Source organism: Streptomyces sp. ISL-10 (assembly GCF_018614575.1).
In the GTDB taxonomy this organism is placed as follows: Bacteria; Actinomycetota; Actinomycetes; order Streptomycetales; family Streptomycetaceae; genus Streptomyces.
The window spans coordinates 81,645-107,621 of sequence record NZ_JAGGOJ010000025.1 but is presented as its reverse complement, the minus strand read 5'-3'; the positions used below and the strand labels follow the sequence as shown (position 1 = coordinate 107,621).

The window sequence follows — 25,977 nt, the reverse complement described above, 5'->3', positions numbered from 1 at the left end:
CGGCGGGGCTCACGACCTGCTTTGGTTCAGCTGTCCTCGTTGGCGGCCTTCACCAGGGCGTCCTTGGTGACCGCACCGACGTAGACCGTGCCGTCGTCCGTCATCAGGGCGTTCACCAGGCGGGTGCTGAAGACGGTGCCCGAGCCGAACTTGCCGGTGACCTTGTCGCCGAGCGCGTCCATGAACTGCTGGGCCTCGGCCGGGACATCGCCCTTCTCCGGAGCCTTGGCGTCCGCCCCGCCGGGCGCCTCGATTTTGGCGATGGACGTCCAGCCCTCGCCGATGACCTCCGGTCCGGCGAAGTGCTCGGGGCCACCCTCGAACTCCTCGCGCGCGTGCTCCTCGCCCACCGTCTCGCCGGCATCCTCCTCCGTCACCTTCGCCCCCTTGGGCGGGGTGAAGTCGAAGGTCGACGCGGCGGGCCGGGAGAAGTCGACCTTGGTGAAGCCCGCGTCGACAACGGCCTTGCCGCCGCTGCTCGGTGTCAGGGTGAACTTCAGCGGAGTGCCGGTCCTCGCGTCCACCGCGATGGTGACCGCACCGACCGTCGAGCCCTTCTGCTCCGGCTTGACGACCAGCTTGTACGCGTCCCGGCCGGCCACCTTGGCCGTGCCGCCGACGGTGATCGACGTGGTGCCCTCCGACGCCTTCAGCACCTCGTCCGCGAGCTCCTTCGGCGTGGCCGGCAGATCCTCGGGGCGCTTCTCCCGCTTGCCGGAGTCCTTGCGCGTGCCGTCGCCCTCGGCGTGGAAGACCTCGTTCGAGGCGCTGTCGTAGCCCCACACATCGTCGCCGTTGTGGATGAGGCTGTACTCGTCCGAGTCCCGCAGGACGGAGATCTTCTGCCGGTCGGGGCCGTCGGCGGCGATCCGCAGCGTGTGCGTGCCCGAGGCGAGTTCGGCCAGCTGGGCCTGCGGGTCGGCGGAGGATCCCGTGCCGTTCTCGCCGGCGGCCGCTCCCGCCAGGGAGCCGCCCAGCGCGTCGAGCGCGGGGAGCCCGAGGTCGGTGGTGATCTTCACGGTGCCGGAGAGCTGCTCGGTGTCGGACGCGGCGATCTTCTCGATCAGCTCCTGCGCGGTGATCTTCGGCAGATCGGGGTCACCGGAGTCGGCGAGCGCCGGGACGAGCCCGATGGTCCCCGCCGCCACCCCGGCCACCACGAAGGGGACGAGATAGCGGGAGGCCTTGCGGCGCCCCACGGCGAGGCCCTCGGCCTCATCGGTGGAGTGTGCGCTGTCGTTCGGTGCCATGGTGTGCCCTACCTCCGTGGTTGGCCGGGTGGTCATCACCATCTGACCAAAACGGCCGCGCGGAAGCGTCAACCCGCGGGCGCAAAACCGTGTACCCCTCCGGTATGACGCCGCCGGGCCCCAAGTCCCCCGACCCGTAGGGGTCGAGGGAACCGGATGGCAGGGGTCGAGGGCCGGACGGCAGGCGTCGAGGAACCGGACGGCAGGGACGAGGGGCCCGACGGGACCGGGGCTGGACGACAGGCGTAGAGGAAACCGGACGCCAGGGGTCGAGCAGTCCGGGCCGGTCAGCCGGCGCGGTGGACCACCGCGTCGCACAGCTCCTCGAGCGCCGCCTTCGCGAAGCAGTCGGGCAGCGGGCCCAGCATCGCCCGCGCCTCCTCGGCGTAGCGCACGGAGTCCTGCCGGGCCTGCTCCAGCGCCGGGTGCTCGCGCAGCCGGCGCAGCACCTCGGCGTGCCGCTCGTCGTCGCTGAGGTCGCCGTCGAGCAGGGCCAGGAGCTCCAGGTCCTCGGGGCGGCCGTGCGCCTCCGCCGCGGCCCGCAGGTGGAGCACCGGCAGCGTCGGAATGCCCTCGCGCAGGTCGGTGCCCGGCGACTTGCCGGACTCGTGTGAGTCGGAGGCGATGTCGAGGACGTCGTCGGCGAGCTGGAATGCGACGCCGAGCCGCTCTCCGTACTGGGTGAGGACGTCGACGATGCGCTCGTCGGCGCCGGACATCATCGCGCCGAAGCGGCAGGACACGGCGACCAGCGAGCCGGTCTTGCCGGCCAGCACGTCGAGGTAGTGCTCCACCGGGTCGCGGCCGTCGCGCGGGCCCGCCGTCTCCAGGATCTGCCCGGTGACCAGCCGCTCGAACGCCTCCGCCTGGATGCGCACGGCCTCCGGGCCGAGGTCGGCCAGGATGTGCGAGGCGCGGGCGAACAGGAAGTCGCCGGTGAGGACGGCCACGGAGTTGCCCCAGCGGGTGTTCGCGCTTGGCACGCCGCGCCGCACGTCGGCCTCGTCCATCACGTCGTCGTGGTACAGCGTCGCGAGGTGGGTGAGCTCGACGACGACGGCCGAGGGCACGACACCCGGCGCATGCGGGTCCCCGAACTGGGCGGTCAGCATCACGAGCAGCGGGCGGAATCGCTTCCCCCCGGCTCGTACGAGGTGCTGCGCGGCCTCCGTGATGAACGGAACCTCGCTCTTGGTGGCATCGAGCAGGCCCGCCTCGACAGCCGACAATCCGGTCTGGACATCGGCCTCAAGAGCCTGGTCCCGCACGCTCAGCCCGAACGGCCCGACGACGGTCACGAGGGGGTCTCCTGTCTGCTGACGATCACACGGATTGTCGATGTGTCGCTGGATTCACTCAAGTCAGCGTATCCGGTCGCCTTTCGATCACCATGAGCGCCTTCCCGCCACCCCCGGTATGTTCGTGATCAGCCGCAATGACCTGGAACAGGGGCATTCGCCCGTACCCGTGATGGTCCCCGCCGACCCCTCGGCGGGGCCGCGCCGCCGAGGTTCAGCCATGCGTATCCGCACAGATTTCCCGTACGAGACGGCTCACGAGGACGTCCGCGTCCGCCTGCCCGACGGCATCGCCCTGTACGCGCGGATGTGGCGGCCGGTGACGGACGAGCCCGTGCCCGCCCTGCTCGAGTACGCCGCGGACCGGCTCACCGACGTGACGGCGGTCCGCGACGGCGAGCGCCACCCGTGGTACGCGGGCCACGGCTACGCCTCCGTCCGGGTCGATGTACGCGGACACGGGAACAGCGAGGGGGTGCCGGGCGGCGAGAGCGACGCGGCCGAGCTCGCGGACGGTGCCGCGGTGGTCGAGTGGCTGGCCGGGCAGCCGTGGTGCACCGGCCGGGTCGGCATGATCGGCATCGGTCCGGCCGGCCGGACCGCGCTGCAGATCGCGGCGCTCGCACCGCCGGCGCTGCGGGCCGTGGTCGCGGTGTGCGCGAGCGACGACCCGTACGAGACCGACGGGCCCTTTCTCGGCGGATCGCTCACCTGCCGGTCGCTGCACTCCCGTTCCGCCGCCCGGCTCGCGCAGGCCGCCCGGCCGCCGGACCCGCTGCACACCGGCGACGCGTGGCGCACGATGTGGCTGCGCCGGCTGGAGGCGTTTCAGCCCGCCGTCCCTGACTGGTCGGAGCATCCGCTGCGCGACGTGTACTGGCGGAGCGCCGGGATCCGCGACGACACCGACGCGGTGCGGGCGGCGGTACTGGCGGTGAGCGGTCTGCACGACCCCGCCCGCGACACCGTGCTGCGGCTCGTGGAGCAGCTGCCGGCGGACCGGGTCCGCGGACTGCTCGGGCCGTGGCCGCGCCAGTACCCGGACCGGGACCCCGAATGGGGGATCGGCTTCCTGCAGGAGACGCTGCGCTGGTGGGACCAGTGGCTGAGGGACCGGGACACGGGCGTGCTGTCCGAGCCCCTGCTGCGCTGCCTGCTCGGGCCGGCCGCGCCGGGGCCGCGCCGGTGGACCGGGGAAGACGTCTGGCCGTCGCCGGACGTCACCGTCGTCCCGCACACGCCGGCCGGCGACCCGGTGCCGGTGCGCTCCCCGCAGCACACGGGGACGGACGCGGGCGCGCCGTGCCCCGTGGGCCACCCCGCCGACCTGCCGCCCGACCAGCGGGAGGAGGACGCTCGCTCCGTCTGCTTCGATTTCCCGGTCGGCGGCGCACCGGTCGTCGTCCTCGGACGGCCCCGGGTCGCCCTGCGACTGCGCCTGCAGACACCGCACGGACACGTGGTGGCCCGGCTCTGCGACATCGCACCGGACGGCGCCTCCACGCTCGTCACCCGCGGCGCCCTGGACCTCGCCGCCCCCGCGGGCCGTCGACGGGCGCTCGCGTGGCGCCCCGGTACGGCGGAGGACGTGTCCTTCGACCTGTCGCTCGCCGGGCACACCTTCGCGCCCGGCCACCGCATCCGGCTCGCGGTCTCCTCGGCGTACTGGCCGTGGCTCTGGCCGGATCCGGAGGCGGCGGGCTTCACCCTCGACCCGGCGGGCTCGCGCCTCGACCTGCCGGTCCGCGAACAGACCGGTGCGAGCGGCGCGTTCGCGGAACCCGAGCACAGTGAGCCGGCCGCGGTCGCGGTCCCGCAGACCCTCGACGGCGACCCTCCGCGCCTGCTGCTCACCCGGGACGTGGCGGCCGGGCTCTGGACCCTCGACGCCACGCCCCATCGCGGCGGCACCCATGTGCACCCGGACGGCCTGGAACACACGGAGGAGGCCCACGAGACGTACACGATCCAGCAGGACGATCCGCTCTCCGCCCTGGCGGAGACCACCTGGACGATCCGCCTCCACCGGCCGGAACTCGGCTGGGACGTCCGCATCGAGACCCGCTCCGCCGCCGGCTGCGACGCGACCGGCTTCCTGGCCACGGACGAGCTGGTGTGCCGCGACGGCGGCGAGATCGTGTTCCACCGCACCTGGGAGAAGCACGTGCCGCGCCCGGCGCGCTGACGGAGCGGCGGCCCGCGCCGGAGCGCGCGGAGTGTGATCCATTGGGCCCTGCCGCGGCGGCCGGGCGGGGACGTAACGTGTCACCCACACCCGTGGAAAGCGAGGCAGGCACCGATGTCCGAGCAGAGCCCGCTCGATCTGGCCGAGGGCGATCCCTTCGGCCCGCACAACCTCCCGTACGGCGTCTTCACCACGGCCGACGAGCCGGAGCGCCGCAGGCTCGGCGTCCGGATCGGTGGGCATGTGCTCGACGCCGGGGCCGCCGCCATCGTGCTCGGCTCCCCGTACGCCGAGGTGCTGGCGCAGCCGAGCCTCAACCCGCTGCTCGCCGCCGGGCGCACGGTCTGGCGCGATGTGCGGCGCGCCCTGACCGCGTGGGTCACCGTCCCCGCGCACCGCCTAGACATCGAGCCGCTGCTCCACCCCCTGGACTCGGTGACGATGCATCTGCCGTACGAGGTCGCGGACTACGTCGACTTCTACGCGAGCGAGCACCACGCCACCAACGTCGGAAGGATCTTCCGGCCCGACGGCGACGCGCTCACCCCCAACTGGAAGCATCTGCCGATCGGCTACCACGGCAGGTCGGGCACCGTCGTCGTCTCCGGTACGGACGTCGTCCGGCCGTCCGGGCAGCGCAAGGCACCGGCGGACGCGGCACCCGTCTTCGGCCCGTCCGTGAAGCTCGACATCGAGGCCGAGGTCGGCTTCCTCGTCGGCACGCCGTCCGAGCACGGCAGGCCGGTTCCGCTCGACGGCTTCCGCGAGCACGTCTTCGGCCTCTTCCTGCTGAACGACTGGTCCGCGCGCGACATCCAGGCGTGGGAGTACGTGCCGCTCGGCCCGTTCCTCGGCAAGTCCTTCGCCACCTCGGTCGCCGCCTGGGTCACCCCGCTGGAGGCGCTGGAGGCCGCCAGGACCACGCCGCCCGCACGGGACTTCCCGCTGCTGCCGTATCTCGACGACTCGGCCGAGGAGGAGCCCGGCGGCTTCGACGTGCACATCTCGGTCGCGCTCAACGGCCATGTGGTGGCCGAGCCGCCGTTCGCCACGATGTACTGGACGGCCGCGCAGCAGCTCGCCCATATGACGGTCAACGGCGCATCGCTGCGCACGGGCGACCTGTACGGCTCCGGCACCGTCAGCGGCCCCGAGGTGAACCAGCGCGGCTCGCTGCTGGAACTCACCTGGAACGGCCGCGACGCCCTCGAACTCCCCGACGGCAAGCGCACGTTCCTCGAGGACGGCGACGTGGTGACCATGACGGCCTGGGCCCCCGGCCCGGACGGCGTCCGCGTGGGCCTCGGCGAGGTCACGGGCCGGATCACGCCCTCCGTATGAACCGCGCCGTCCGGGGACGGCGGGACAAACCGGCCCGTAGGGCGGCCCGTCGAACCGGTATGCGCCGGCGTCGCAGCAGACATGGGGGCGCAGGGCGGCGGGTGGTCTGGTCAGCGCCCGCTCAGCCTGACACCGAGCATGAAGACCCCCGTAGCCACTAGGAGGACGACCCAGACCGAGGCGAGCATCCGCCTGCGGCGCAGCAGCGAGCGGATCGCGGCGACGAACTCGAAGACCGCGATGACCGTACCGGTCACACCGATGACCGCCGCTGTCCAGTAGCCCCAGGTGGACTCGCCCAGGAATCGCAGGAGCAGGAGTGCGGGGCCGATGAGCACCAGCGACACGGGGGCGGAGAACACCGATGCCTTGGGCTGCTCCTGGTCCTGTGCCGGTTCCCGCTCCTCTGCCGGTTCCCGCTCCTGGCCCTGACCCTGTGCCTGGTCCTGTGCCTGTGCCTGTTCCCGCATGACTCCCCCGTGTGAACGATCAAGGTCCAACGCCTTCCTGGGATGACGCCGGACCCTGATCGTTGGTTGCCTCCAGCGGGCGGCTCGGCGCACGACCCGGCCCGTCGCCGCCGCACGCCGCGACGGCGGAGCGCGGACCAGGCACGGCAACTCGCCGACCTGCTGCGCCACCAGGTGCGCCGGCGGTCTCCGCGGCAGCGACCGCCCCGTACGTCAGAAGGTCCGGCCCCTCCCCCGAGGAGACGCCGGACCTTCGCCGTGAGGCGGGACGTCAGCGCACGAACACCCCCGCCTGGCTCGCCAGATCCAGGAAGTACTGCGGCGCCACACCGAGCACCAGCGTGACGGCCACGCCGACCGCGATCGTGGTCATCGTCAGTGGCGACGGCACGGCGACCGTCGGGCCCTCCGGCTTCGGCTCGCTGAAGAACATCAGCACGATGACCCGGATGTAGAAGAACGCCGCGATCGCCGAGGAAATCACACCCACCACGACCAGCGCCCCCGCGCCGCCCTCCGCCGCCGCCTTGAAGACCGCGAACTTACCGGCGAAGCCCGACGTCAGCGGGATGCCGGCGAAGGCGAGGAGAAACACCGCGAAGACCGCCGCCACGAGCGGCGAACGCCGCCCGAGGCCCGCCCACTTGGACAGGTGCGTCGCCTCGCCGCCCGCGTCGCGGACCAGGGTGACGACCGCGAACGCGCCGATCGTCACGAAGGAGTACGCGAGCAGGTAGAAGAGGACGGACGAGATGCCGTCAGGCGTCGTGGCGATCACACCGGCGAGAATGAAGCCGGCGTGCGCGATCGACGAGTACGCCAGGAGCCGCTTGATGTCGGTCTGGGTGATCGCGACGATCGCGCCGCCCAGCATCGTCACGATGGCGATGGCCCACATGACCGGCCGCCAGTCCCAGGTCAGGCCCGGCAGGACCACGTACAGCAGCCGCAGCAGCGCGCCGAACGCGGCGACCTTGGTGGCCGCGGCCATGAAGCCGGTCACCGGGGTCGGCGCGCCCTGGTAGACGTCCGGCGTCCACATGTGGAACGGCACCGCGCCGACCTTGAACAGCAGGCCCATGAGGATCATCGCGCCGCCGATGAGCAGCAGCGCGTCGTTGCCCATGGTGTCCGCGAGCGCCGGGTCGATGGTGCGGATGCTGCCGTCGACGACATCGGCGATGCGGGCGTACGACACGGAGCCCGCGTAGCCGTAGAGGAGGGCGATGCCGAAGAGCAGGAAGGCGGAGGAGAACGCGCCGAGCAGGAAGTACTTCACGGCCGCTTCCTGCGACATGAGCCGCTTGCGGCGGGCCAGCGCGCACAGGAGGTACAGCGGGAGGGAGAAGACCTCCAACGCGATGAACAGCGTCAGCAGATCGTTGGCGGCCGGGAAGACCAGCATGCCGGTGATCGCGAACAGGACGATCGGGAACACCTCGGTAGTGGTGAACCCGGCCTTGACCGCGGCCTTCTCGTGGTCGCTGCCGGGTACCGCTGCGGCCTCGGCGGCGAACGAGTCGATCCGGCTGCCGTGCAATGCCGGGTCGAGGCGGCGCTCGGCGAAGGTGAAGACGGCGACCAGCGACGCAAGCAGGATGGTGCCCTGCAGGAACAGCGCGGGTCCGTCGACCGCGATCGCGCCCATGGCGGCGATGCGTGCCTTGGTGGTGCCGTATCCGCCGGCGGCGAGCCCGACGACCGCCGCGAAGGCGGCCGCGAGCGCGACGACGGTCAGGAACACCTGTGTGTGGTACCGGGCCTTGCGCGGGACGAAGGCCTCCACGAGCACACCCAGAACGGCCGCGCCAACGATGATCAGCACGGGTGCGAGCTGGGCGTACTCGATGTGGGGCGCGGGGATCTTACCGAGCGGCTCGACCTCCGCCGCTGTTGTCCACAGGCTGTGGACAGCTGTAGCGCTCACTTGGCCGCCTCCACCTCGGGCCGGGGGTCCTGCTTCTGTACGTCGGACATCGTGTGCTCCACTGCCGGGTTGACGATGTCCGTCAGCGGCTTCGGGAAGACGCCGAGGAAGAGCAGCAGCGCGATCAGCGGTGCGACGACCACCAGTTCGCGCGCCTTGAGGTCCGGCAGGGCACTGACTTCTGCCTTGACCGGACCGGTCATCGTGCGCTGGTAGAGCACGAGGGTGTAGAGCGCGGCGAGCACGATGCCGAAGGTCGCGATGATCCCGGCCACCGGATACGCGGCGAACGTGCCGACCAGGACCAGGAACTCACTGACGAACGGCGCCAGTCCGGGCAGCGACAGGGTGGCGAGGCCGCCGATCAGGAACGTGCCCGCGAGCACCGGGGCGACCTTCTGCACACCGCCGTAGTCGGCGATGAGCCGCGAACCGCGCCGCGAGATCAGGAAGCCCGCCACCAGCATCAGCGCGGCGGTCGAGATGCCGTGGTTGACCATGTACAGCGTCGCGCCCGACTGGCCCTGGCTGGTCATCGCGAAGATGCCCAGGATGATGAAGCCGAAGTGCGAGATCGACGCGTACGCCACCAGGCGCTTGATGTCCCGCTGGCCGACCGCGAGCAGGGCGCCGTAGACGATGCTGATCAGCGCCAGCGTGATGATCACCGGTGTTGCCCACTTCGACGCCTCCGGGAAGAGCTGGAGACAGAAGCGCAGCATCGCGAAGGTGCCGACCTTGTCGACAACTGCCGTGATCAGCACGGCGACCGGGGCGGTCGCCTCACCCATCGCGTTGGGCAGCCAGGTGTGCAGCGGCCACAGCGGGGCCTTGACCGCGAAGGCGAAGAAGAAGCCGAGGAACAGCAGCCGCTCGGTGGTGGTCGCCATCTCCAGCTGACCGGACGCTCTGGCCTCGGCGATCTCGGAGAGCGAGAAGCTGCCCGCGACCACGTACAGACCGATGACGGCGGCCAGCATGATCAGTCCGCCGGCCAGGTTGTACAGCAGGAACTTCACCGCCGCGTACGACCGCTGGGCCGCCGCGTGCTCGTCCGTGCCCGCGTGGGCGCGGTCGCCGAAACCGCCGATGAGGAAGTACATCGGGATGAGCATGGCTTCGAACAGGATGTAGAAGAGGAAGACGTCGGTGGCCTCGAAGGAGAGGATCACCATCGCCTCGACCATCAGGATCAGCGCGAAGAAGCCCTGGGTGGGCCGCCATCGATAGTTCTTGGTCTCCATAGGGGTCTCCCCGCCGGAGGCAGGGGAGGGGTCGGCGTCGTTCCAGCCGGCGAGGATCACGAACGGGATCAGCAGGGCGGTCAGCGCGATGAGCGCGACACCGATGCCGTCCACGCCCAGCTCGTAACGGACGCCGAAGTCCTTGATCCAGGCGTGCGATTCGACGAGCTGGTAGCGGTCGCCGCCGGGCTCGAACCGGACGAGCACGATCGCCGCGAGCACCAGGGTGCCCAAGGAGACGAGCAGGGCCAGCCACTTGGCGGCCGCCCGGCGCACGGCGGGCACGGCTGCCGTGGCGATCGCGCCGAGCGCCGGGAGCACGGCCGTTGCCGTCAGCAGAGGAAAGCCTGCGTTCACTACTTCGGACATACCGATCAGACCGCCCTCATCAGCAGGGTCGCGGCGATCAGGATCGCCGTACCGCCGAACATCGAGACCGCGTAGCTGCGGGCGTAGCCGTTCTGCAGCTTGCGCAGCCGGCCGGAGAGCCCGCCGAACGTGGCCGCCGTGCCGTTGACCACGCCGTCGACCAGGGTGTGGTCGACGTAGACCAGCGAACGTGTGAGGTGCTCACCGCCTCGGACCAGGACCACATGGTTGACGTCGTCCTGGAGCAGGTCGCGGCGGGCGGCGCGGGTGAGCAGGGAGCCGCGCGGGGCCGTGACGGGCACCGGGCGCCGCCCGTACATCAGATACGCGAGTCCCGCGCCGAGCAGCAGCACGACGATCGTCGATGTCGTGATGGCCGGGACGCTGATGACCGGGTGCGGGTGCTCGAACTGCGTGACCGGCTCCAGCCAGTGGACGAAGGACTCGTTCAGGCTGAACAGGCCGCCCGCGAAGACCGACCCGAAGGCGAGCACGATCATCGGGATCGTCATCGACTTGGGCGACTCGTGCGGGTGCGGCATCTCACCGGGGTGCACTTCGATGCCCGGCTCGACGCTGGGCACCTTGTCCGGGTCGGGAGCGGGCTGCCAGCGCTTCTCACCGAAGAAGGTCATGATCATCACGCGGGTCATGTAGAACGCGGTGATGCCGGCGCCCAGCAGCGCCACACCGCCGAAGATCCAGCCGCGGATCCCGTCGTCGTACGCGAACGCCGCCTCGATGATCTTGTCCTTGGACCAGAACCCCGACAGGCCCGGGAAGCCGATGATGGCCAGGTAGCCGAGGCCGAAGGTGACGAAGGTGACCGGCATGTACTTCCGCAGGCCGCCGTACTTGCGCATGTCCACCTCGTCGTTCATGCCGTGCATGACCGAACCGGCGCCGAGGAACAGCCCGGCCTTGAAGAAGCCGTGCGTGACCAAGTGCATGATCGCGAAGGCGTATCCGACGGGGCCGAGACCGGCCGCCAGGATCATGTAGCCGATCTGCGACATGGTCGAGCCGGCCAGCGCCTTCTTGATGTCGTCCTTGGCGCAACCGACGATCGCACCGAAGAGGAGCGTGACCGCGCCGACGATCACGACTGCCAGCTGGGCGTCGGGCGCGGCGTTGAAGATGGTGCCGGAGCGGACGATCAGGTAGACGCCGGCAGTCACCATGGTGGCCGCGTGGATCAGGGCCGAGACCGGGGTCGGGCCCTCCATCGCGTCCCCGAGCCAGGACTGCAGGGGCACCTGGGCGGACTTGCCGCACGCGGCGAGCAGCAGCATCAGGCCGATGGCCGTCAGCATGCCCTCGGACGTCTCACCCGTCGACTCCAGCACCGGCCCGAAGGCGAAGGTGCCGAAGGTGGTGAACATCAGCATGATCGCGATCGACAGGCCCATGTCGCCTACGCGGTTGACCAGGAAGGCCTTCTTCGCCGCGGTGGCCGCGCTGGGCTTGTGCTGCCAGAACCCGATGAGCAGGTACGAGGCGAGACCGACGCCCTCCCAGCCGACGTACAGCAGAAGGTAGTTGTCGGCGACGACCAGCAGCAGCATGGCCGCGAGGAAGAGGTTCAGATAGCCGAAGAAGCGGCGGCGCCGCTCGTCGTGCTCCATGTACCCGACGGAGTAGAGGTGGATCAGCGTGCCCACACCGGTGATCAGCAGCACGAAGGTCATCGACAGCTGGTCGAGCTGGAAGGCGATGTCCGCCTGGAAGCCCTCGACGGGCACCCAGCTGAACAGCCTGCTGTGCAGGGCGCGTTCGTCCGCGTCCTTGCCGAGCATGTCGGCGAAGAGTACGGCGCCGATGGCGAAGGACGCGGCCGCGAGCAGGGTGCCCAGCCAGTGGCCGGTGCGGTCGAGCCGGCGGCCGCCGCACAGCAGCACCGCCGCTCCGAGCAGGGGCGCCGCGACGAGCAGCGCAATGAGGTTCTCCACGATTCGTCCCTACCCTTACAGCTTCATCAGGCTGGCGTCGTCGACCGAGGCCGAGTGGCGGGAACGGAACACCGCGACGATGATCGCGAGTCCGACCACGACCTCCGCTGCGGCGACGACCATCGTGAAGAACGCGATGATCTGGCCGTCGAGATTGCCGTGCATCCGGGAGAAGGCGACGAACGCGAGATTGCAGGCGTTGAGCATCAGCTCGACGCACATGAAGACCACGATCGCGTTCCGCCGGATCAGCACGCCGGCCGCGCCGATGGTGAACAACAGCGCTGCCAGATACAGATAGTTGACCGGATTCACCGCGTGGCCTCCTGTCCGTCCCGGTCGTGCTCGTCCTTGTCGCGGCCGAGACGCTCCTCGGCGCGCTGTTCGAGCGCCTTGAGATCGCCCAGCGCGTCGCTCGACACATCGCGGATCTGGCCGCGCTCACGCAGCGTCTTGCTGACGGTGAGCTCGGAGGCGGTGCCGTCGGGCAGCAGACCGGGGATGTCCACCGCGTTGTGCCGGGCATAGACGCCGGGCGCGGGCAGGGGCGGCAGCTGCTTGCCTTCCCGTACACGCTGCTCGGACAGCTCCCGCTGGGTCCTGGCCCGCTCGGTGCGCTCGCGGTGCGTGAGGACCATCGCGCCGACGGCGGCCGTGATCAGCAAGGCGCCGGTGATCTCGAAGGCGAAGACGTACTTGGTGAAGATCAGGGCGGCAAGGCCCTCGACGTTGCCCCCGTTCGCGGTGTTGGCGACGCCCAGTCCGTTGAAGTTCTCCAGTGAGGCATGGCCGATGCCGGCGATCAGCAGGATGCCGAAGCCGAGTCCGCAGGCGGCGGCCAGCCAGCGCTGCCCCTTCAGCGTCTCCTTCAGCGAGTCGGCAGCGGTGACGCCGACCAGCATGACGACGAAGAGGAACAGCATCATGATCGCGCCGGTGTAGACGATGATCTGGACGACGCCGAGGAAGTACGCCCCGTTGGCGAGGTAGAAGACCGCCAGGACGATCATGGTCCCGGCGAGGCTGAGCGCGCTGTGCACAGCCCGCTTCATCAGGATCGTGCCGAGCGCCCCGACGACCGCGATCGTGCCGAGCACCCAGAACTGGACGGCCTCGCCCGTGGAGGTGGCGGAGGCGGCGAGCAGGTTCATGCCCCGATCACCTTCTTCGAGGCCGGTTCGCCCTCGCCGAACGTCGACTCGGCCTCCTGGACGGTCTCGCCCTTGGAGTGGGCCACCTGCTGGACCGTACCGGGCGCGGCCTCCGTGACCAGCCCCCGGTAGTAGTCCTGTTCGTCCATGCCGGGGTAGATGGCGTGCGGGCTGTCGACCATGTCCTCCTCCAGACCGGCGAGCAGTTGCTCCTTGGTGTAGATGAGGTTCGCCCGGCTGCTGTCGGCCAGCTCGAACTCGTTGGTCATCGTCAGCGCGCGGGTGGGGCAGGCCTCGATGCACAGGCCGCAGAAAATGCACCGGGCGTAGTTGATCTGGTAGACGCGGCCGTACCGCTCGCCCGGGGAGTAGCGCTCCTCGTCGGTGTTGTCCGCGCCCTCCACATAGATCGCGTCGGCCGGACAGGCCCAGGCGCACAGCTCGCAACCGACGCACTTCTCGAGTCCGTCCGGATGGCGGTTGAGCTGGTGCCGGCCGTGGAAGCGCGGCGCCGTGACCTTCTGCTGCTCCGGATACTGCTCGGTCAGCCGCTTCTTGAACATGGCCTTGAAGGTCACGCCGAAGCCGGCGACCGGGTTCTGGAACGTGCTCTCGGATTCCTCAGACACCGTCAGCCTCCTTTCCGTCCTGAGGACCATCACTGTCAGTATTGGGTCCGCCACTGACAATCAGTTCGCGATCTCGGCGCGGGCGCCTGCGCGGCACCGGCGGCAACTCCTGTCCGGGCAGCGGCGGTACGGGGAATCCGCCCGCCATCGGGTCGAACGGGCCGGGCTTGGCAGCCTGGGCGGCCTCCGCCTCCTTGTCCTTCTTGCCGCGGAAGACGTCGGCGACGAAGGACAGGAGCAGGACCGCGATCACCGCGCCGGCGACGTACAGCACGATCTGCTGGAAGTCGTAGTTCTCGTTCCGCAGCGCCCGCACGGTCGCGACCAGCATCAGCCAGACGACGGAGACCGGGATCAGGACCTTCCAGCCGAGCTTCATCAGCTGGTCGTAGCGCACCCGCGGCAGCGTGCCGCGCAGCCAGATGAAGAAGAAGAGGAGAAGCTGGACCTTGACGACGAACCAGAGCATCGGCCACCAGCCGTGGTTCGCGCCCTCCCAGAAGGCGGAGATCGGGTACGGCGCCCGCCAGCCGCCGAGGAACAGGGTGACCGAGACGGCGGCGACGGTGACCATGTTGACGTACTCGGCCAGCATGAACATCGCGAACTTGATGGAGCTGTACTCGGTGTTGAAGCCGCCGACGAGGTCGCCCTCGGACTCCGGCATGTCGAACGGCGCCCGGTTGGTCTCACCGACCATCGTGACGACATAGATGATGAAGGAGACCGGCAGCAGCAGGATGTACCAGCGGTCCGCCTGGGCCTCCACGATCGCCGACGTCGACATCGATCCGGAGTAGAGGAAGACGGAGGCGAACGCCGCGCCCATCGCGATCTCGTACGAGATCATCTGCGCGCAGGAGCGCAGTCCGCCGAGCAGCGGATACGTCGAGCCGGACGACCAGCCGGCGAGCACGATGCCGTAGATGCCGATCGAGGCGACCGCGAGGATGTAGAGCATCGCGATCGGCAGGTCGGTGAGCTGCATCGTGGTGCGGTGGCCGAAGATCGAGATCTCGTTGCCGGCCGGGCCGAACGGGATCACGGCGATCGCCATGAAGGCCGGGATCGCGGCGACGATCGGCGCAAGGATGTAGACCACCTTGTCCGCGCGCTTGACGATCACGTCTTCCTTGAGCATCAGCTTGACGCCGTCGGCGAGCGACTGGAGAAGTCCCCAGGGGCCGTGCCGGTTGGGGCCGATGCGCAGCTGCATCCAGGCGACGACCTTGCGCTCCCACACGATGGAGAAGAGCACGGTCACCATCAGGAACGCGAAGCAGAACACGGCCTTGACGACGACGAGCCACCAGGGGTCCCGCCCGAACATGGACAGGTCCTCAAGCGCCAGGCTGGTCATTGTGGTCACGCCTCCACCTCCGTCGCACCCGTCGCACCTGTCGCCGCCGTGATGCGGACCAGCTCACCCGGGCGTGCCCCGGTGTCGGCGGCGACGCCGCCGCCCACGGAGTTCAGGGGCAGCCACACCACCCGGTCGGGCATCTCGCTCACCTGGAGCGGCAGCCGCACCGATCCGGCCGGGCCGGATACCTGGAGTTCGTCGCCGTCCTTCACGCCCGTCTCGGCCGCGGTCGCCGCCGACAGCCGGGCCACGGCGGCGTGCCGGGTACCGGCCAGCGCCTCGTCGCCCTGCTGGAGCACACCCTGGTCGAGCAGGAGCCGGTGACCGGCGAGGACCGCCTCGCCCGCGCCCGGTCGGGGCAGCGGCCGGGCGGACTCGGCGGGCGCGCCGGCGCGGGGACCGTCCCAGCGGCCGAGCCGGTCCATCTCGGCGCGTACGGACTTCAGGTCCGGCAGGCCGAAGGGGATGTCGAGCGCGTCGGCGAGCATGTGCAGCACCCGGGCGTCGGTCGGCGCGGGGGGGCGGGTCATCTGCTCGGGCTTGAGTGCGGCTTCGAACATCCGGACCCGGCCTTCCCAGTTGAGGAAGGTGCCGGGCTTCTCCGCCACGGCCGCCACCGGGAAGACGACGTCCGCCCGCTCGGTGACCTCGCCGGGCCGCAGCTCCAGGGAGACCAGGAAGCCGACCGCATCCAGTGCCTCCCTCGCGCGTGCCACATCGGGCAGATCCGCGACCTCGACACCGGCGACGACGAGTGCGCCCAGTTCGCCGGTGGCCGCGGCCTCGACGATCTGGCCGGTGTCGCGGCCGTAGCGGTGCGGAAGTTCGCGTACCCGCCAGACCCCGGCGGTCTCCTCGCGGGCCCGCGGGTCGGTGGCCGGCCGGCCGCCGGGCAGCAGCGACGGCAGCGCGCCCGCCTCGACCGCGCCGCGGTCGCCTGCCCGGCGCGGGATCCACACCAGACGGGCCCCGGTGGCGGCCTGCGCGCGCAGGGCGGCGGTGAGGCCGCCGGGGACGGCCGCGAGCCGCTCGCCCACGACGATCACCGCGCCCTCGGCGCGCAGCGCCTCGGCCGCCTTCGCGCCGTCCGGGTCCAGGCCCGTGCCGGAGGCGAGGGCGTCGAGCCACTCGGTCTCGGTGCCGGGGGCCGCGTGCAGCAGCGTGCCGCCCGCCTTGGTGAGTCCCCGGGTGGCGTGGGTGGCCAGGGAGAAGGTGCGCTGACCGTGCTTGCGGTGGGCCTTGCGCAGCCGCAGGAAGACGCCGGGCGCCTCCTCCTCCGACTCGAATCCGGCGAGCAGGACCGCGGGAGCCTTCTCCAGAGAGGTGTAGGTGACTCCGGTCCCGGACAGGTCCCGGCCGCGGCCGGCGACGTGGGCCGCCAGGAAGTCGGCCTCCTCGGCGGAGTGGACCCGCGCGCGGAAGTCGATGTCGTTGGTTCCGAGGGCGACCCGGGCGAACTTGGCGTACGCGTAGGAGTCCTCGACGGTCAGACGGCCGCCGGTGAGCACACCGGCCCGGCCGCGTGCGGCCCGCAGGCCCTCCGCGGCCGCCTCCAGCGCCTCCGGCCAGCTCGCCGGCTCCAGCTCACCGGTGTCCTTGTTGCGCACCAGGGGGGTGGTGAGGCGGTCGCGCTGCTGGGCGTAGCGGAAGGCGAACCGTCCCTTGTCGCACAGCCACTCCTCGTTGACCTCCGGGTCCTCGGCGGCCAGCCGGCGCATGACCTTGCCGCGCCGGTGGTCGGTGCGGGTGGCGCAGCCGCCCGCACAGTGCTCGCACACGCTCGGCGACGAGACCAGGTCGAAGGGGCGGGAGCGGAAGCGGTACGCGGCCGAAGTGAGCGCGCCCACCGGGCAGATCTGGATGGTGTTGCCGGAGAAGTACGACTCGAAGGGGTCGCCCTCACCGGTGCCGACCTGCTGCAGCGCACCGCGCTCAAGCAGCTCGATCATCGGGTCGCCCGCGATCTGCTGGGAGAAACGGGTGCAGCGGGCGCACAGCACGCACCGCTCGCGGTCGAGCAGCACCTGTGTCGAGATCGGCACGGGCTTTTCGTAGGTGCGCTTCTTTCCCTCGAAGCGGGAATCCGCCTGGCCGTGCGAGACCGCCTGGTTCTGCAGCGGGCACTCGCCGCCCTTGTCGCAGACCGGGCAGTCCAGCGGATGGTTGATCAGCAGGAGCTCCATCACGCCCTTCTGCGCCTTCTCGGCGACGGGCGAGGTGAGCTGCGTCCTGACGACCATGCCGTCGGTGCAGGTGATGGTGCAGGAGGCCATCGGCTTGCGCTGGCCCTCGACCTCGACGATGCACTGGCGGCAGGCGCCGGCGGGGTCGAGAAGCGGGTGGTCGCAGAAGCGTGGGATCTCGATGCCGAGGATTTCGGCGGCCCGGATCACCAGGGTTCCCTTGGGGACCGAGAGCTCGATGCCGTCGATGGTCAGCGAGACGAGGTCCTCCGGCGGTACGGCAGCCTCCCCGCCACCGGAGGGCGCACTTGTCGTGACGGTCATGCGTTCACCTCCAGGTGCAACGAGTCGAATCGCCTTGCGTGACCCGAACCGGTGGGCAGGGCCGACGGAGCCGGCCGCCCGGGACGGCTCGCGGCGTGGCCGCGGACGACCGGGGCCGGGCGCGAGGACCCGCCGGTTTCCGTCCGCCCGCCGGGGCGGACCGCGGCGAAGCCGCGGCCGGCGCCGGGTGCGTGCGCCGGACTCATGCGGACACCTCCGTGCTGTGTCGGTCGGCCCAGACCGTCGACTTGGCCGGGTCGAAGGGGCAGCCCCCGCCCGTGATGTGCTGCTCGTACTCGTCGCGGAAGTACTTGAGCGAGGAGAAGATCGGCGATGCGGCCCCGTCGCCGAGGGCGCAGAACGACTTGCCGTTGATGTTGTCGGCGATGTCGTTCAGCTTGTCGAGGTCGCTCATGACGCCCCTGCCGGCCTCGATGTCCCTCAGCAACTGCACCAGCCAGTACGTCCCTTCACGGCAGGGCGTGCACTTGCCGCAGGACTCGTGGGCGTAGAACTCGGTCCATCGCGTCACGGCACGCACCACGCAGGTCGTCTCGTCGAAGCACTGGAGCGCCTTGGTGCCCAGCATCGAGCCGGCGGCGCCCACGCCCTCGTAGTCGAGCGGGACGTCGAGGTGCTCGTCGGTGAACATCGGGGTCGAGGAACCGCCCGGCGTCCAGAACTTGAGCCGGTGGCCAGGCCGCATGCCGCCGCTCATGTCGAGCAGCTGGCGCAGCGTGATGCCGAGCGGGGCCTCGTACTGGCCGGGGCCCGCGACATGGCCGCTGAGCGAGTAGAGCGTGAAGCCGGGGGACTTCTCGCTGCCCATGGACCTGAACCAGTCCTTGCCCTTGTTCAGGATCGCGGGAACCGAGGCGATGGACTCGACGTTGTTCACCACCGTGGGGCACGCGTACAGACCGGCCACCGCGGGGAAGGGGGGCCTGAGCCGGGGCTGGCCCCGGCGGCCTTCCAGGGAGTCCAGCAGCGCGGTCTCCTCACCGCAGATGTACGCGCCGGCACCCGCGTGCACGGTGACCTCGAGGTCGAGTCCGCTGCCCAGGATGTCCTTGCCGAGGAAGCCCGCTTCGTACGCCTCCCGCACGGCCTCGTGCAGCCTCCGCAGCACGGGGACGACCTCGCCGCGCAGGTAGATGAAGGCGTGGTTGGACCGGATCGCGTAGCAGGCGATCACGATGCCCTCGATGAGGGAGTGCGGGTTGGCGAAGAGGAGCGGGATGTCTTTGCAGGTGCCCGGCTCCGACTCGTCGGCGTTGACCACGAGGTAGTGGGGCTTGCCGTCGCCCTGCGGGATGAACTGCCACTTCATCCCGGTGGGGAAGCCCGCGCCGCCGCGGCCGCGCAGGCCCGACTCCTTGACGTAGGCGATGAGGTCGTCGGGCGACATCGCGAGGGCCTTGCGCAGCCCCTCGTAGCCCTCGTGCCTGCGGTACGTCGCCAGGGTCCAGGACTCCGGTTCGTCCCAGAAGGCCGAGAGCACCGGGGCGAGCAGTTTCTCCGGGCTCGCCTCGCCGCGGGCGTGCGGCTGGGAAGCGCCTCCGTATTCGGTGGACAAGGTCATCACTCCCCCTCCTCGGCCACGGGTCCGGCCGGGTGGTCCGGGTCGGACGCGGATGTCTGCTGGGGCGCGTCGTGCGAGCTGAGGTGCTCGCCGGGCGGCGGCTCGTGCGGCGGCGTGTCCCGGGGCGCCTCGCCGCGCGGGTGGACCACCCGCGCCGGGGCGGCCTCGCCCCTGGCCAGGCGGAGCCCGATCAACGACGCGGGCCCGGCGCCGCCGCTCGCCTCGACCACACCGGGGCGCTCGTCGGGGAAGCCGGCCAGGATGCGGGCGGTCTCCTTGTACGTGCACAGCGGTGCGCCGCGGGTGGGGCTGACCTGCTTGCCCGCCCGCAGATCGTCGACCAGCTTCTTCGCCGTCTGAGGTGTCTGGTTGTCGAAGAACTCCCAGTTGACCATCACGACGGGCGCGAAGTCGCAGGCCGCGTTGCACTCGATGTGCTCGAGCGTGACCTTGCCGTCCTCGGTCGTCTCGTTGTTGCCGACGCCGAGGTGCTCCTTGAGCTCCTCGAAGATCGCGTCGCCGCCCATCACCGCGCACAGGGTGTTGGTGCAGACGCCCACCTGGTAGTCGCCCGACGGCTTGCGCCGGTACATGGTGTAGAAGGTGGCGACCGCGGTGACCTCGGCGGTGGTCAGCTCCAGCATCTCCGCGCAGAACCGCATGCCCGTACGGGACACATGGCCCTCCTCCGACTGCACGAGGTGCAGCAGCGGCAGCAGCGCGGAGCGGGAGTCGGGGTAGCGGGCGATGACCTCCTGGGCATCCGCCTCCAGCCGGGCGCGCACATCGGCCGGATAGTCGGGGGCAGGCAGTTGCGGCATGCCCAGACTGGTCGCAGTTACGTCAGTCACCGGTCGACGCCTCCCATCACGGGGTCGATGGACGCGACGGCGACGATGACGTCGGCGACCTGGCCGCCTTCGCACATGGCCGCCATGGCCTGCAGGTTGGTGAAGGACGGGTCGCGGAAGTGGACCCGGAAGGGGCGGGTGCCGCCGTCGGAGACGACGTGGACGCCCAGTTCGCCCCTGGGCGACTCGACCGCGGCGTAGGTCTGTCCGGCCGGCACGCGGAAGCCCTCGGTCACCAGCTTGAAGTGGTGGATCAGGGCCTCCATGGAGGTGCCCATGATCTTCTTGATGTGGTCGAGGGAGTTGCCGAGACCGTCGGGACCGAGTGCGAGCTGCGCGGGCCAGGCGATCTTCTTGTCGGCGACCATGACCGGCCCCGGCTCCAGGCGGTCGAGGCACTGCTCGACGATCCGCAGGGACTGCCGCATCTCCTCGACGCGGATGAGGAAGCGGCCGTAGGAGTCGCAGGTGTCGGCGGTCGGGACGTCGAAGTCGTACGTCTCGTAACCGCAGTAGGGGTCGGTCTTGCGCAGGTCGTGGGCGAGGCCCGCGGAGCGCAGGATCGGTCCTGTGACGCCGAGCGCCATGCAGCCCGTCAGGTCGAGGTACCCGGTGTTCTGCAGTCGTGCCTTGAAGATGGGGTTGCCGGTCGCGAGCTTGTCGTACTCCGGCAGGTTCTTCTTCATCGTCTTCACGAACTCGCGCGTCTGGTCCACCGCGCCGGGCGGCAGGTCCTGGGCGAGTCCGCCAGGCCGGACGTACGCGTGGTTCATGCGCAGACCGGTGATCAGCTCGAAGATGTCGAGAATCAGTTCACGGTCGCGGAATCCGTAGATCATGACCGTCGTCGCACCGAGTTCCATTCCGCCGGTGGCGATGGCGACCAGGTGCGAGGCGATCCGGTTGAGCTCCATCAGCAGGACGCGGATGGTCGTCGCCCGGTCCGGGATCTGCTCCTCGATGCCGAGGAGCCGCTCCACGCCCAGGCAGTACGCCGCCTCGTTGAAGAACGGCGTCAGGTAGTCCATGCGCGTCACGAACGTGGTCCCCTGCGTCCACGTGCGGTACTCGAGGTTCTTCTCGATGCCCGTGTGCAGATAGCCGATGCCGCAGCGGGCCTCGGTGACGGTCTCGCCGTCGATCTCCAGGATCAGGCGGAGGACACCGTGTGTGGAGGGGTGCTGGGGACCCATGTTGACGACGATGCGCTGGTCGTCGGCCTTGGCCGCCGACTGGACGACCTCGTCCCAGTCGCCGCCGGTGACCGTGTAGACGATGCCCTCGGTGGTCTCGCGGGGGGAAGCAGGCGAAGTGCTCACGAGTACGACCTCCGCTGGTCCGGAGCCGGGATCTGGGCGCCCTTGTACTCGACGGGGATTCCGCCGAGCGGATAGTCCTTGCGCTGAGGGAAGCCCTGCCAGTCGTCCGGCATCATGATCCGGGTGAGGGCGGGGTGGCCGTCGAAGACGAGACCGAAGAAGTCGTAGGCCTCGCGCTCGTGCCAGTCGTTGGTCGGGTAGACCGACACCAGCGACGGGATGTGCGGGTCGCGGTCGGGGGCCGAGACCTCCAGCCGGATCAGCCTGCCGTGGGTGAGCGAGCGCAGGTGGTAGACGGCGTGCAGCTCCCGGCCCTTGTCCTGGAGGTAGTGCACCCCGCTCACGCCGGTGCACAGCTCGAAGCGCAGCGCGGGGTCGTCGCGCAGGGTCCTCGCCACCTGCGGCAGGTGTTCGCGTGCGATGTGGAAGGTCAGCTCGCCGCGGTCGACGACCGTCTTCTCGATGACGTCCTCGGGGACGAGGCCCTGTTCCTCCAGGGCTCCTTCGAGTTCGTCGGCGACCTCGTCGAAGTACCCGCCGTAGGGGCGGGTCGCGGGACCCGGAAGGCGCACGGAGCGCACGAGCCCGCTGTAACCGGACGTATCCCCTCCGTCATTGGCGCCGAACATGCCGCGCTGGAGGCGGATCTCCTCGCCGTGCTCACCGCGCTGGCCGGGAAGGTTCTGCGCGGAGAGCTCCTTCTCGGGATTGGGCTGATCGGTCATCGCAGCAGCCCCTTCATCTCGATCGTCGGGAGCGCCTTGAGGGCCGCCTCCTCCGCTTCGCGGGCCGCTTCCTCCGCGTTCACACCGAGCTTGGATCCCTGGATCTTCTGGTGGAGCTTGAGAATCGCGTCCATCAGCATCTCGGGTCGCGGCGGACAGCCGGGCAAATAAATGTCGACGGGGACAATGTGATCAACACCCTGCACAATCGCGTAATTGTTGAACATTCCGCCCGATGATGCGCAAACCCCCATGGAGATCACCCACTTGGGGCTGGGCATCTGGTCGTAGACCTGGCGCAGGACGGGCGCCATCTTCTGACTCACCCGCCCGGCCACGATCATCAGGTCGGCCTGGCGCGGCGAGCCGCGGAAGACCTCCATGCCGAACCGGGCCAGGTCGTAGCGCCCGGCGCCCGTCGTCATCATCTCGATGGCGCAGCAGGCCAGGCCGAAGGTCGCCGGGAAGACCGACGACTTGCGCACCCAGCCCGCGGCCTGTTCGACGGTGGTCAGCAGAAAGCCGCTCGGCAGCTTCTCTTCGAGTCCCATAGGAGTGCCCCTTCGCCCCTCAGTCCCATTCCAGGCCGCCGCGCCGCCACACATACGCGTAGGCGACGAAGACGGTGAGCACGAAGAGCAGCATCTCCACGAGCCCGAAGATCCCCAGGGCGTCGAACGTGACGGCCCAGGGATAGAGGAAGACGATCTCGATATCGAAAATGATGAAGAGCATCGCCGTCAGGTAGTACTTGATCGGGAAGCGGCCGCCTCCGGCCGGCGTCGGCGTGGGCTCGATGCCGCACTCGTACGCTTCAAGCTTCGCCCGGTTGTACCGCTTTGGGCCGATAAGCGTGGCCATGACCACGGAGAAGATCGCAAACCCTGCCCCGAGGGCGCCGAGCACAAGGATGGGCGCGTAAGCATTCACCCTCCCCGCTCCTTCCAGTCGTCCTTGACCGTTGGACCGCACCGGGCCATCGCCTCGCTGCCTCGCGAAGATCGTGTACATGTGAGGCAGTTCACAAGCCCGACTGCTCCGCATCCTATGCCTGTCGGCCTGTGATCTGCGACACGGGGTCGGGCATCGAGTTTGTGATCTCCACCACCGGACGAACGATCATGAACGAGGATGAGCGGTGATCTTCATACGTGAAGCTCCCGAGTGATCACCAGACGTGACATCCGATGCGGTTACCGCTGGTCAACGGTGCGCCGCTCTATCAAGCACCGACTCGTACAGGCAAATTGGCAATGGACCGCAATGGGTGATAGAGGACATCCGCTCACTCGACCGTGGGACAGGGCGGACGACGGTGGACACATGCGGGCGTTCACGGGGTCCCGGACGCCCAGGCGTTGACCATTCTGTGACCTGCGCCACTCCCTCAAGAGTTCAACAAAAGCGGGCTTGGCCACCGACGCAGAGGAGTGATAGGCCGACGGCAATTCGGACCTTTTACGGAAAGCCCATGATCACAGCCGTGATCATGCATGACCGGTTTGCCCGTTACGGCGTCAATAAGGATCCATACAGAGCGGATTCACTGATTCCGTTCGTAACTGTGGCGCAACCCACGTTTCTTGAAGGGAACCGTCACGCCCTGATAGCGGTTGTACTCATGTCCCACACCGCTCACATACCCAGCCACCGGAAGCCCCGCCGCGGAGCGTCGAAAGTCGTGATCCGAGCCGGAGTTGCCGGTGGCTTCCTCAGCACCATCGCGGTGGCCGGAGCTGCCGGGCCGGCGAACGCCGAGCCGGTGACCGCGACCATCGAGATGCCCGTCCTCACGTCCGCCGACCTCTCGGCCGCGGTCGGTCAGTCGGCCCAGGCCACGCAGCAGGTCGCGCTCGACCTCGAACTGCAGGCCCAGGAAGACGCCGCCGCGGAGCAGGCGGCGAAGGCCGCCAAGAAGGCCAAGGCAGAGGCGGAACGCAAGGCCGAGGCCAAGGCGAAGGCCGAAGCGAAGGCCCGCGCCGAGGCGGAGGCCAAGGAGCGCGCCTCCCGCACCGCCGAGCGCACCACGCTGTCCACGCTGTCCACCACCGCGCCCGCGAGCGGCTCGGCCGCCACCGTCGTCGCGTTCCTCAAGGCGCAGCTCGGCGACGCGTACATCATGGGCGCCACCGGTCCCAACGCCTGGGACTGCTCCAGCCTCGTCCAGGCCGCGTTCCGCCAGGTCGGCATCGACCTGCCGCGCGTCTCGCAGGACCAGTCGGTCGCCGGCACCCAGGTCGGCACGTCCAACCTCCAGGTCGGCGACATCCTGTACTGGGGCGGCGCGGGCTCCGCGTACCACACCGGCGTGTACATCGGTGACGGCCAGTACCTCGACGCGGCGAACCCGAGCAAGGGCGTCGTGATCCAGGACCTTTCCGGCTACCCGGCGAGCGGCGCGGTCCGCGTGCTCTGAGGGTCTTCGACACCGACGAAGGGCCGCCGCCCCGCGCACAGGGGCGGCGGCCCTTCGCGCGTACGCGGGCGGCCGCACGGCTCCCCGTGCGCTCAGGAACGACCGGACGCCTCCATCCGACCCGTTGCCGGGCCGAATGGAGGCGTCCGTCGCCCGTCGCCCGTCGCCCGTCGCGAACGGCTTCCCGAGCTGCGCCCCTGCGTGCCCGGCCGGTCAGCCCGCGCTCTGCGTCAGCCACGCGTCGACCGTCTGCGTCCCCCACGGGCCCGGGCCCCAAAGGGAGACACGTCGCCGGTCGCCCTCGCGTCGCGGCCCGCCACGCCCGGGAAGCGGACCGGCAGCCCAGCGGCACCGGGCGGGTGGGGGAGCAGGCGGCGGACCACGTCGTCGAGCACCTCCTCGTCAGGCCCCGCCGGTTCCGGGGCGATGTGTCTCTCCGTTCCGGGGCCGGGGGTCGGGGTCCGGGGTCCGGCGGACGGACGACCGCCCGCGATCCCGTCGGCGGTCGTTCCGGGCTGTCGGGAACCCACCCCGTTCAGGCGGCGTGGGTGACGCGGAGCTTGGACTGGCCGTGCGGCAGCCGTTCCCAGTCGTCCATGAAGCGGGCGGCGAGGCCGTGCCGCGCGGCCAGGGAGATCAGGGTCTGGGTGCGGTAGTAGAAGTCCTCGCCGAGCACCTGGTGCTCGCGCGCCTCGGTGCGATCGTAGGTGAAGTCGAAGAAGCCGCCGGGGGCGAGGACCCGCCCGACGTTCGCCAGGCATTCGTCGATGACCTCGAGCGGCGAGTGCGAGAAGACGCTGTGCGCGTGCACGACCGTGAACGAGGCGTCGGGAAGGAAGTCCAGCGTCAGGTTGTCCACGGGCGTCAGGTACGGAAGCTTGTGCTGGAGGCCGTAGCGGACGAGGGTCTTCTTGGCCTCGATGAGGATGTCGGGCGAGATGTCGATCCCGTAGTAGTGGCCGGGCTCCAGATGGTCGATGAACCGCCAGCCGGCCCGCAGATTGCCGCAGCCGATCTCCAGCATCCGATCGTGCGGGCCCAGCCCGTGCTCCCGCAGATAGTCGAACTGCATCTGACCGATGGCGAGCCAGCGCTCGTACGAGGGCCCGCCGCCGACCGCCGCCTCCGGGCTCCTCGCGGTGTCCGAGGCCATCACCGCCCGGTAGTACGCGACATGGCCGCCGCGGTGGCGCAGCCGCAGCCACGTGTCCCGGCCCGCCCGGCGCAGGTAGGGCACCACGCGCCGCGGATGCCGGAGCGCGTAGCGCACCTTGTGGCCCAGGCGCGCGCGGTTCGTCGACAGGCGGGATGCGGGTCGTTGCGGCATGACGGCCTCCGTGCCATCGGTGGACGGTCCCTTTCCGGATGCTAACCACGAGGGCGCCGGCCCGGCGCGGGCTC

Annotated in this window: 21 protein-coding genes; 3 read left to right on the top strand and 18 right to left on the bottom strand. The window is 70.1% G+C overall.

Annotated elements, in window-relative coordinates:
* Nucleotides 1–26 precede the first annotated feature (26 nt).
* Both J7E88_RS26555 and J7E88_RS26550 read right to left on the bottom strand, forming a co-directional pair.
* Entirely contained in the window at nucleotides 27–1,250 is a 1,224-nt protein-coding gene (locus J7E88_RS26555) for a DUF2092 domain-containing protein (RefSeq protein WP_215185411.1), read from the bottom strand.
* A gap of 287 nt (nucleotides 1,251–1,537) precedes the next feature.
* Entirely contained in the window at nucleotides 1,538–2,548 is a 1,011-nt protein-coding gene (locus tag J7E88_RS26550; protein ID WP_215185409.1) for a polyprenyl synthetase family protein, read from the bottom strand.
* Between the two features lie 220 nt (nucleotides 2,549–2,768).
* On the opposite strand from J7E88_RS26550, the gene J7E88_RS26545 reads away from it, so the two are divergent.
* Together J7E88_RS26545 and fahA are read left to right on the top strand one after the other, a co-directional pair.
* Entirely contained in the window at nucleotides 2,769–4,733 is a 1,965-nt protein-coding gene (locus J7E88_RS26545) for a CocE/NonD family hydrolase (RefSeq protein ID WP_215185408.1), read from the top strand.
* Nucleotides 4,734–4,847: 114 nt separating this feature from the next.
* The gene (gene fahA / locus J7E88_RS26540; protein ID WP_215185406.1) at nucleotides 4,848–6,074 is read left to right on the top strand and encodes a fumarylacetoacetase; all 1,227 of its coding nucleotides are present in this window, start codon (nucleotides 4,848–4,850) and stop codon (nucleotides 6,072–6,074) included.
* Nucleotides 6,075–6,184: 110 nt separating this feature from the next.
* Here fahA and J7E88_RS26535 read toward each other — a convergent pair whose 3' ends face one another.
* The 15 genes from J7E88_RS26535 to J7E88_RS26465 form a co-directional block, all read right to left on the bottom strand.
* Complete coding sequence (locus J7E88_RS26535; RefSeq protein WP_215185404.1) at nucleotides 6,185–6,544, bottom strand: hypothetical protein; 360 nt, start codon at nucleotides 6,542–6,544, stop codon at nucleotides 6,185–6,187.
* A gap of 271 nt (nucleotides 6,545–6,815) precedes the next feature.
* Nucleotides 6,816–8,471 carry an NADH-quinone oxidoreductase subunit NuoN gene (gene nuoN, locus J7E88_RS26530; RefSeq protein WP_215185402.1) on the bottom strand — a complete coding sequence of 552 codons (1,656 nt, stop codon included), beginning with the start codon at nucleotides 8,469–8,471 and terminating at the stop codon, nucleotides 6,816–6,818.
* Nucleotides 8,468–10,084: an NADH-quinone oxidoreductase subunit M gene (locus J7E88_RS26525; RefSeq protein WP_215185400.1), complete on the bottom strand. Its 1,617-nt coding sequence runs from the start codon at nucleotides 10,082–10,084 to the stop codon at nucleotides 8,468–8,470. The genes nuoN and J7E88_RS26525 overlap by 4 nt, the downstream gene beginning before the upstream one ends.
* A gap of 5 nt (nucleotides 10,085–10,089) precedes the next feature.
* On the bottom strand, nucleotides 10,090–12,033 hold the full coding sequence (gene nuoL / locus J7E88_RS26520) for an NADH-quinone oxidoreductase subunit L (RefSeq protein ID WP_215185398.1): 1,944 nt from the start codon (nucleotides 12,031–12,033) through the stop codon (nucleotides 10,090–10,092).
* Between the two features lie 15 nt (nucleotides 12,034–12,048).
* Nucleotides 12,049–12,348 carry an NADH-quinone oxidoreductase subunit NuoK gene (gene nuoK, locus J7E88_RS26515; protein ID WP_215185396.1) on the bottom strand — a complete coding sequence of 100 codons (300 nt, stop codon included), beginning with the start codon at nucleotides 12,346–12,348 and terminating at the stop codon, nucleotides 12,049–12,051.
* Nucleotides 12,345–13,184, bottom strand: a complete 840-nt coding sequence (locus J7E88_RS26510; RefSeq protein WP_215185394.1) for an NADH-quinone oxidoreductase subunit J — start codon at nucleotides 13,182–13,184, stop codon at nucleotides 12,345–12,347. The genes nuoK and J7E88_RS26510 overlap by 4 nt, the downstream gene beginning before the upstream one ends.
* Nucleotides 13,181–13,843, bottom strand: coding sequence for an NADH-quinone oxidoreductase subunit NuoI (gene nuoI / locus J7E88_RS26505; RefSeq protein WP_251023233.1), 663 nt, complete (start codon nucleotides 13,841–13,843; stop codon nucleotides 13,181–13,183). Before nuoI ends, J7E88_RS26510 begins: the two co-directional genes overlap by 4 nt.
* The gene (gene nuoH, locus J7E88_RS26500; RefSeq protein WP_215185457.1) at nucleotides 13,806–15,173 is read right to left on the bottom strand and encodes an NADH-quinone oxidoreductase subunit NuoH; all 1,368 of its coding nucleotides are present in this window, start codon (nucleotides 15,171–15,173) and stop codon (nucleotides 13,806–13,808) included. The genes nuoI and nuoH overlap by 38 nt, the downstream gene beginning before the upstream one ends.
* 5 nt (nucleotides 15,174–15,178) lie before the next feature.
* Nucleotides 15,179–17,683, bottom strand: a complete 2,505-nt coding sequence (locus J7E88_RS26495; RefSeq protein ID WP_215185390.1) for an NADH-quinone oxidoreductase subunit G — start codon at nucleotides 17,681–17,683, stop codon at nucleotides 15,179–15,181.
* A gap of 202 nt (nucleotides 17,684–17,885) precedes the next feature.
* Nucleotides 17,886–19,265, bottom strand: coding sequence for an NADH-quinone oxidoreductase subunit NuoF (nuoF, locus tag J7E88_RS26490; RefSeq protein ID WP_215185388.1), 1,380 nt, complete (start codon nucleotides 19,263–19,265; stop codon nucleotides 17,886–17,888).
* The gene (gene nuoE, locus J7E88_RS26485; protein WP_215185455.1) at nucleotides 19,265–20,086 is read right to left on the bottom strand and encodes an NADH-quinone oxidoreductase subunit NuoE; all 822 of its coding nucleotides are present in this window, start codon (nucleotides 20,084–20,086) and stop codon (nucleotides 19,265–19,267) included. The genes nuoF and nuoE overlap by 1 nt, the downstream gene beginning before the upstream one ends.
* 26 nt (nucleotides 20,087–20,112) lie before the next feature.
* A complete protein-coding gene (locus tag J7E88_RS26480) occupies nucleotides 20,113–21,435 on the bottom strand; it encodes an NADH-quinone oxidoreductase subunit D (protein WP_215185386.1) in 1,323 nt (440 codons plus the stop codon).
* Nucleotides 21,432–22,160 (bottom strand): NADH-quinone oxidoreductase subunit C, encoded by a 729-nt coding sequence (locus tag J7E88_RS26475; RefSeq protein ID WP_215185384.1) that lies wholly within the window; start codon nucleotides 22,158–22,160, stop codon nucleotides 21,432–21,434. The genes J7E88_RS26480 and J7E88_RS26475 overlap by 4 nt, the downstream gene beginning before the upstream one ends.
* Nucleotides 22,157–22,711, bottom strand: coding sequence for an NADH-quinone oxidoreductase subunit B family protein (locus J7E88_RS26470; protein WP_030742049.1), 555 nt, complete (start codon nucleotides 22,709–22,711; stop codon nucleotides 22,157–22,159). Before J7E88_RS26470 ends, J7E88_RS26475 begins: the two co-directional genes overlap by 4 nt.
* A 19-nt stretch (nucleotides 22,712–22,730) precedes the next feature.
* Complete coding sequence (locus J7E88_RS26465; protein WP_003974383.1) at nucleotides 22,731–23,090, bottom strand: NADH-quinone oxidoreductase subunit A; 360 nt, start codon at nucleotides 23,088–23,090, stop codon at nucleotides 22,731–22,733.
* A 691-nt stretch (nucleotides 23,091–23,781) separates the two neighbouring features.
* Here J7E88_RS26465 and J7E88_RS26460 point away from each other — a divergent pair.
* A complete protein-coding gene (locus tag J7E88_RS26460) occupies nucleotides 23,782–24,576 on the top strand; it encodes a C40 family peptidase (RefSeq protein ID WP_215185382.1) in 795 nt (264 codons plus the stop codon).
* A gap of 535 nt (nucleotides 24,577–25,111) precedes the next feature.
* Here the strand turns inward: J7E88_RS26460 and J7E88_RS26455 are convergent.
* Nucleotides 25,112–25,903 carry a class I SAM-dependent methyltransferase gene (locus J7E88_RS26455; protein ID WP_215185380.1) on the bottom strand — a complete coding sequence of 264 codons (792 nt, stop codon included), beginning with the start codon at nucleotides 25,901–25,903 and terminating at the stop codon, nucleotides 25,112–25,114.
* Nucleotides 25,904–25,977: the final 74 nt, after the last annotated feature.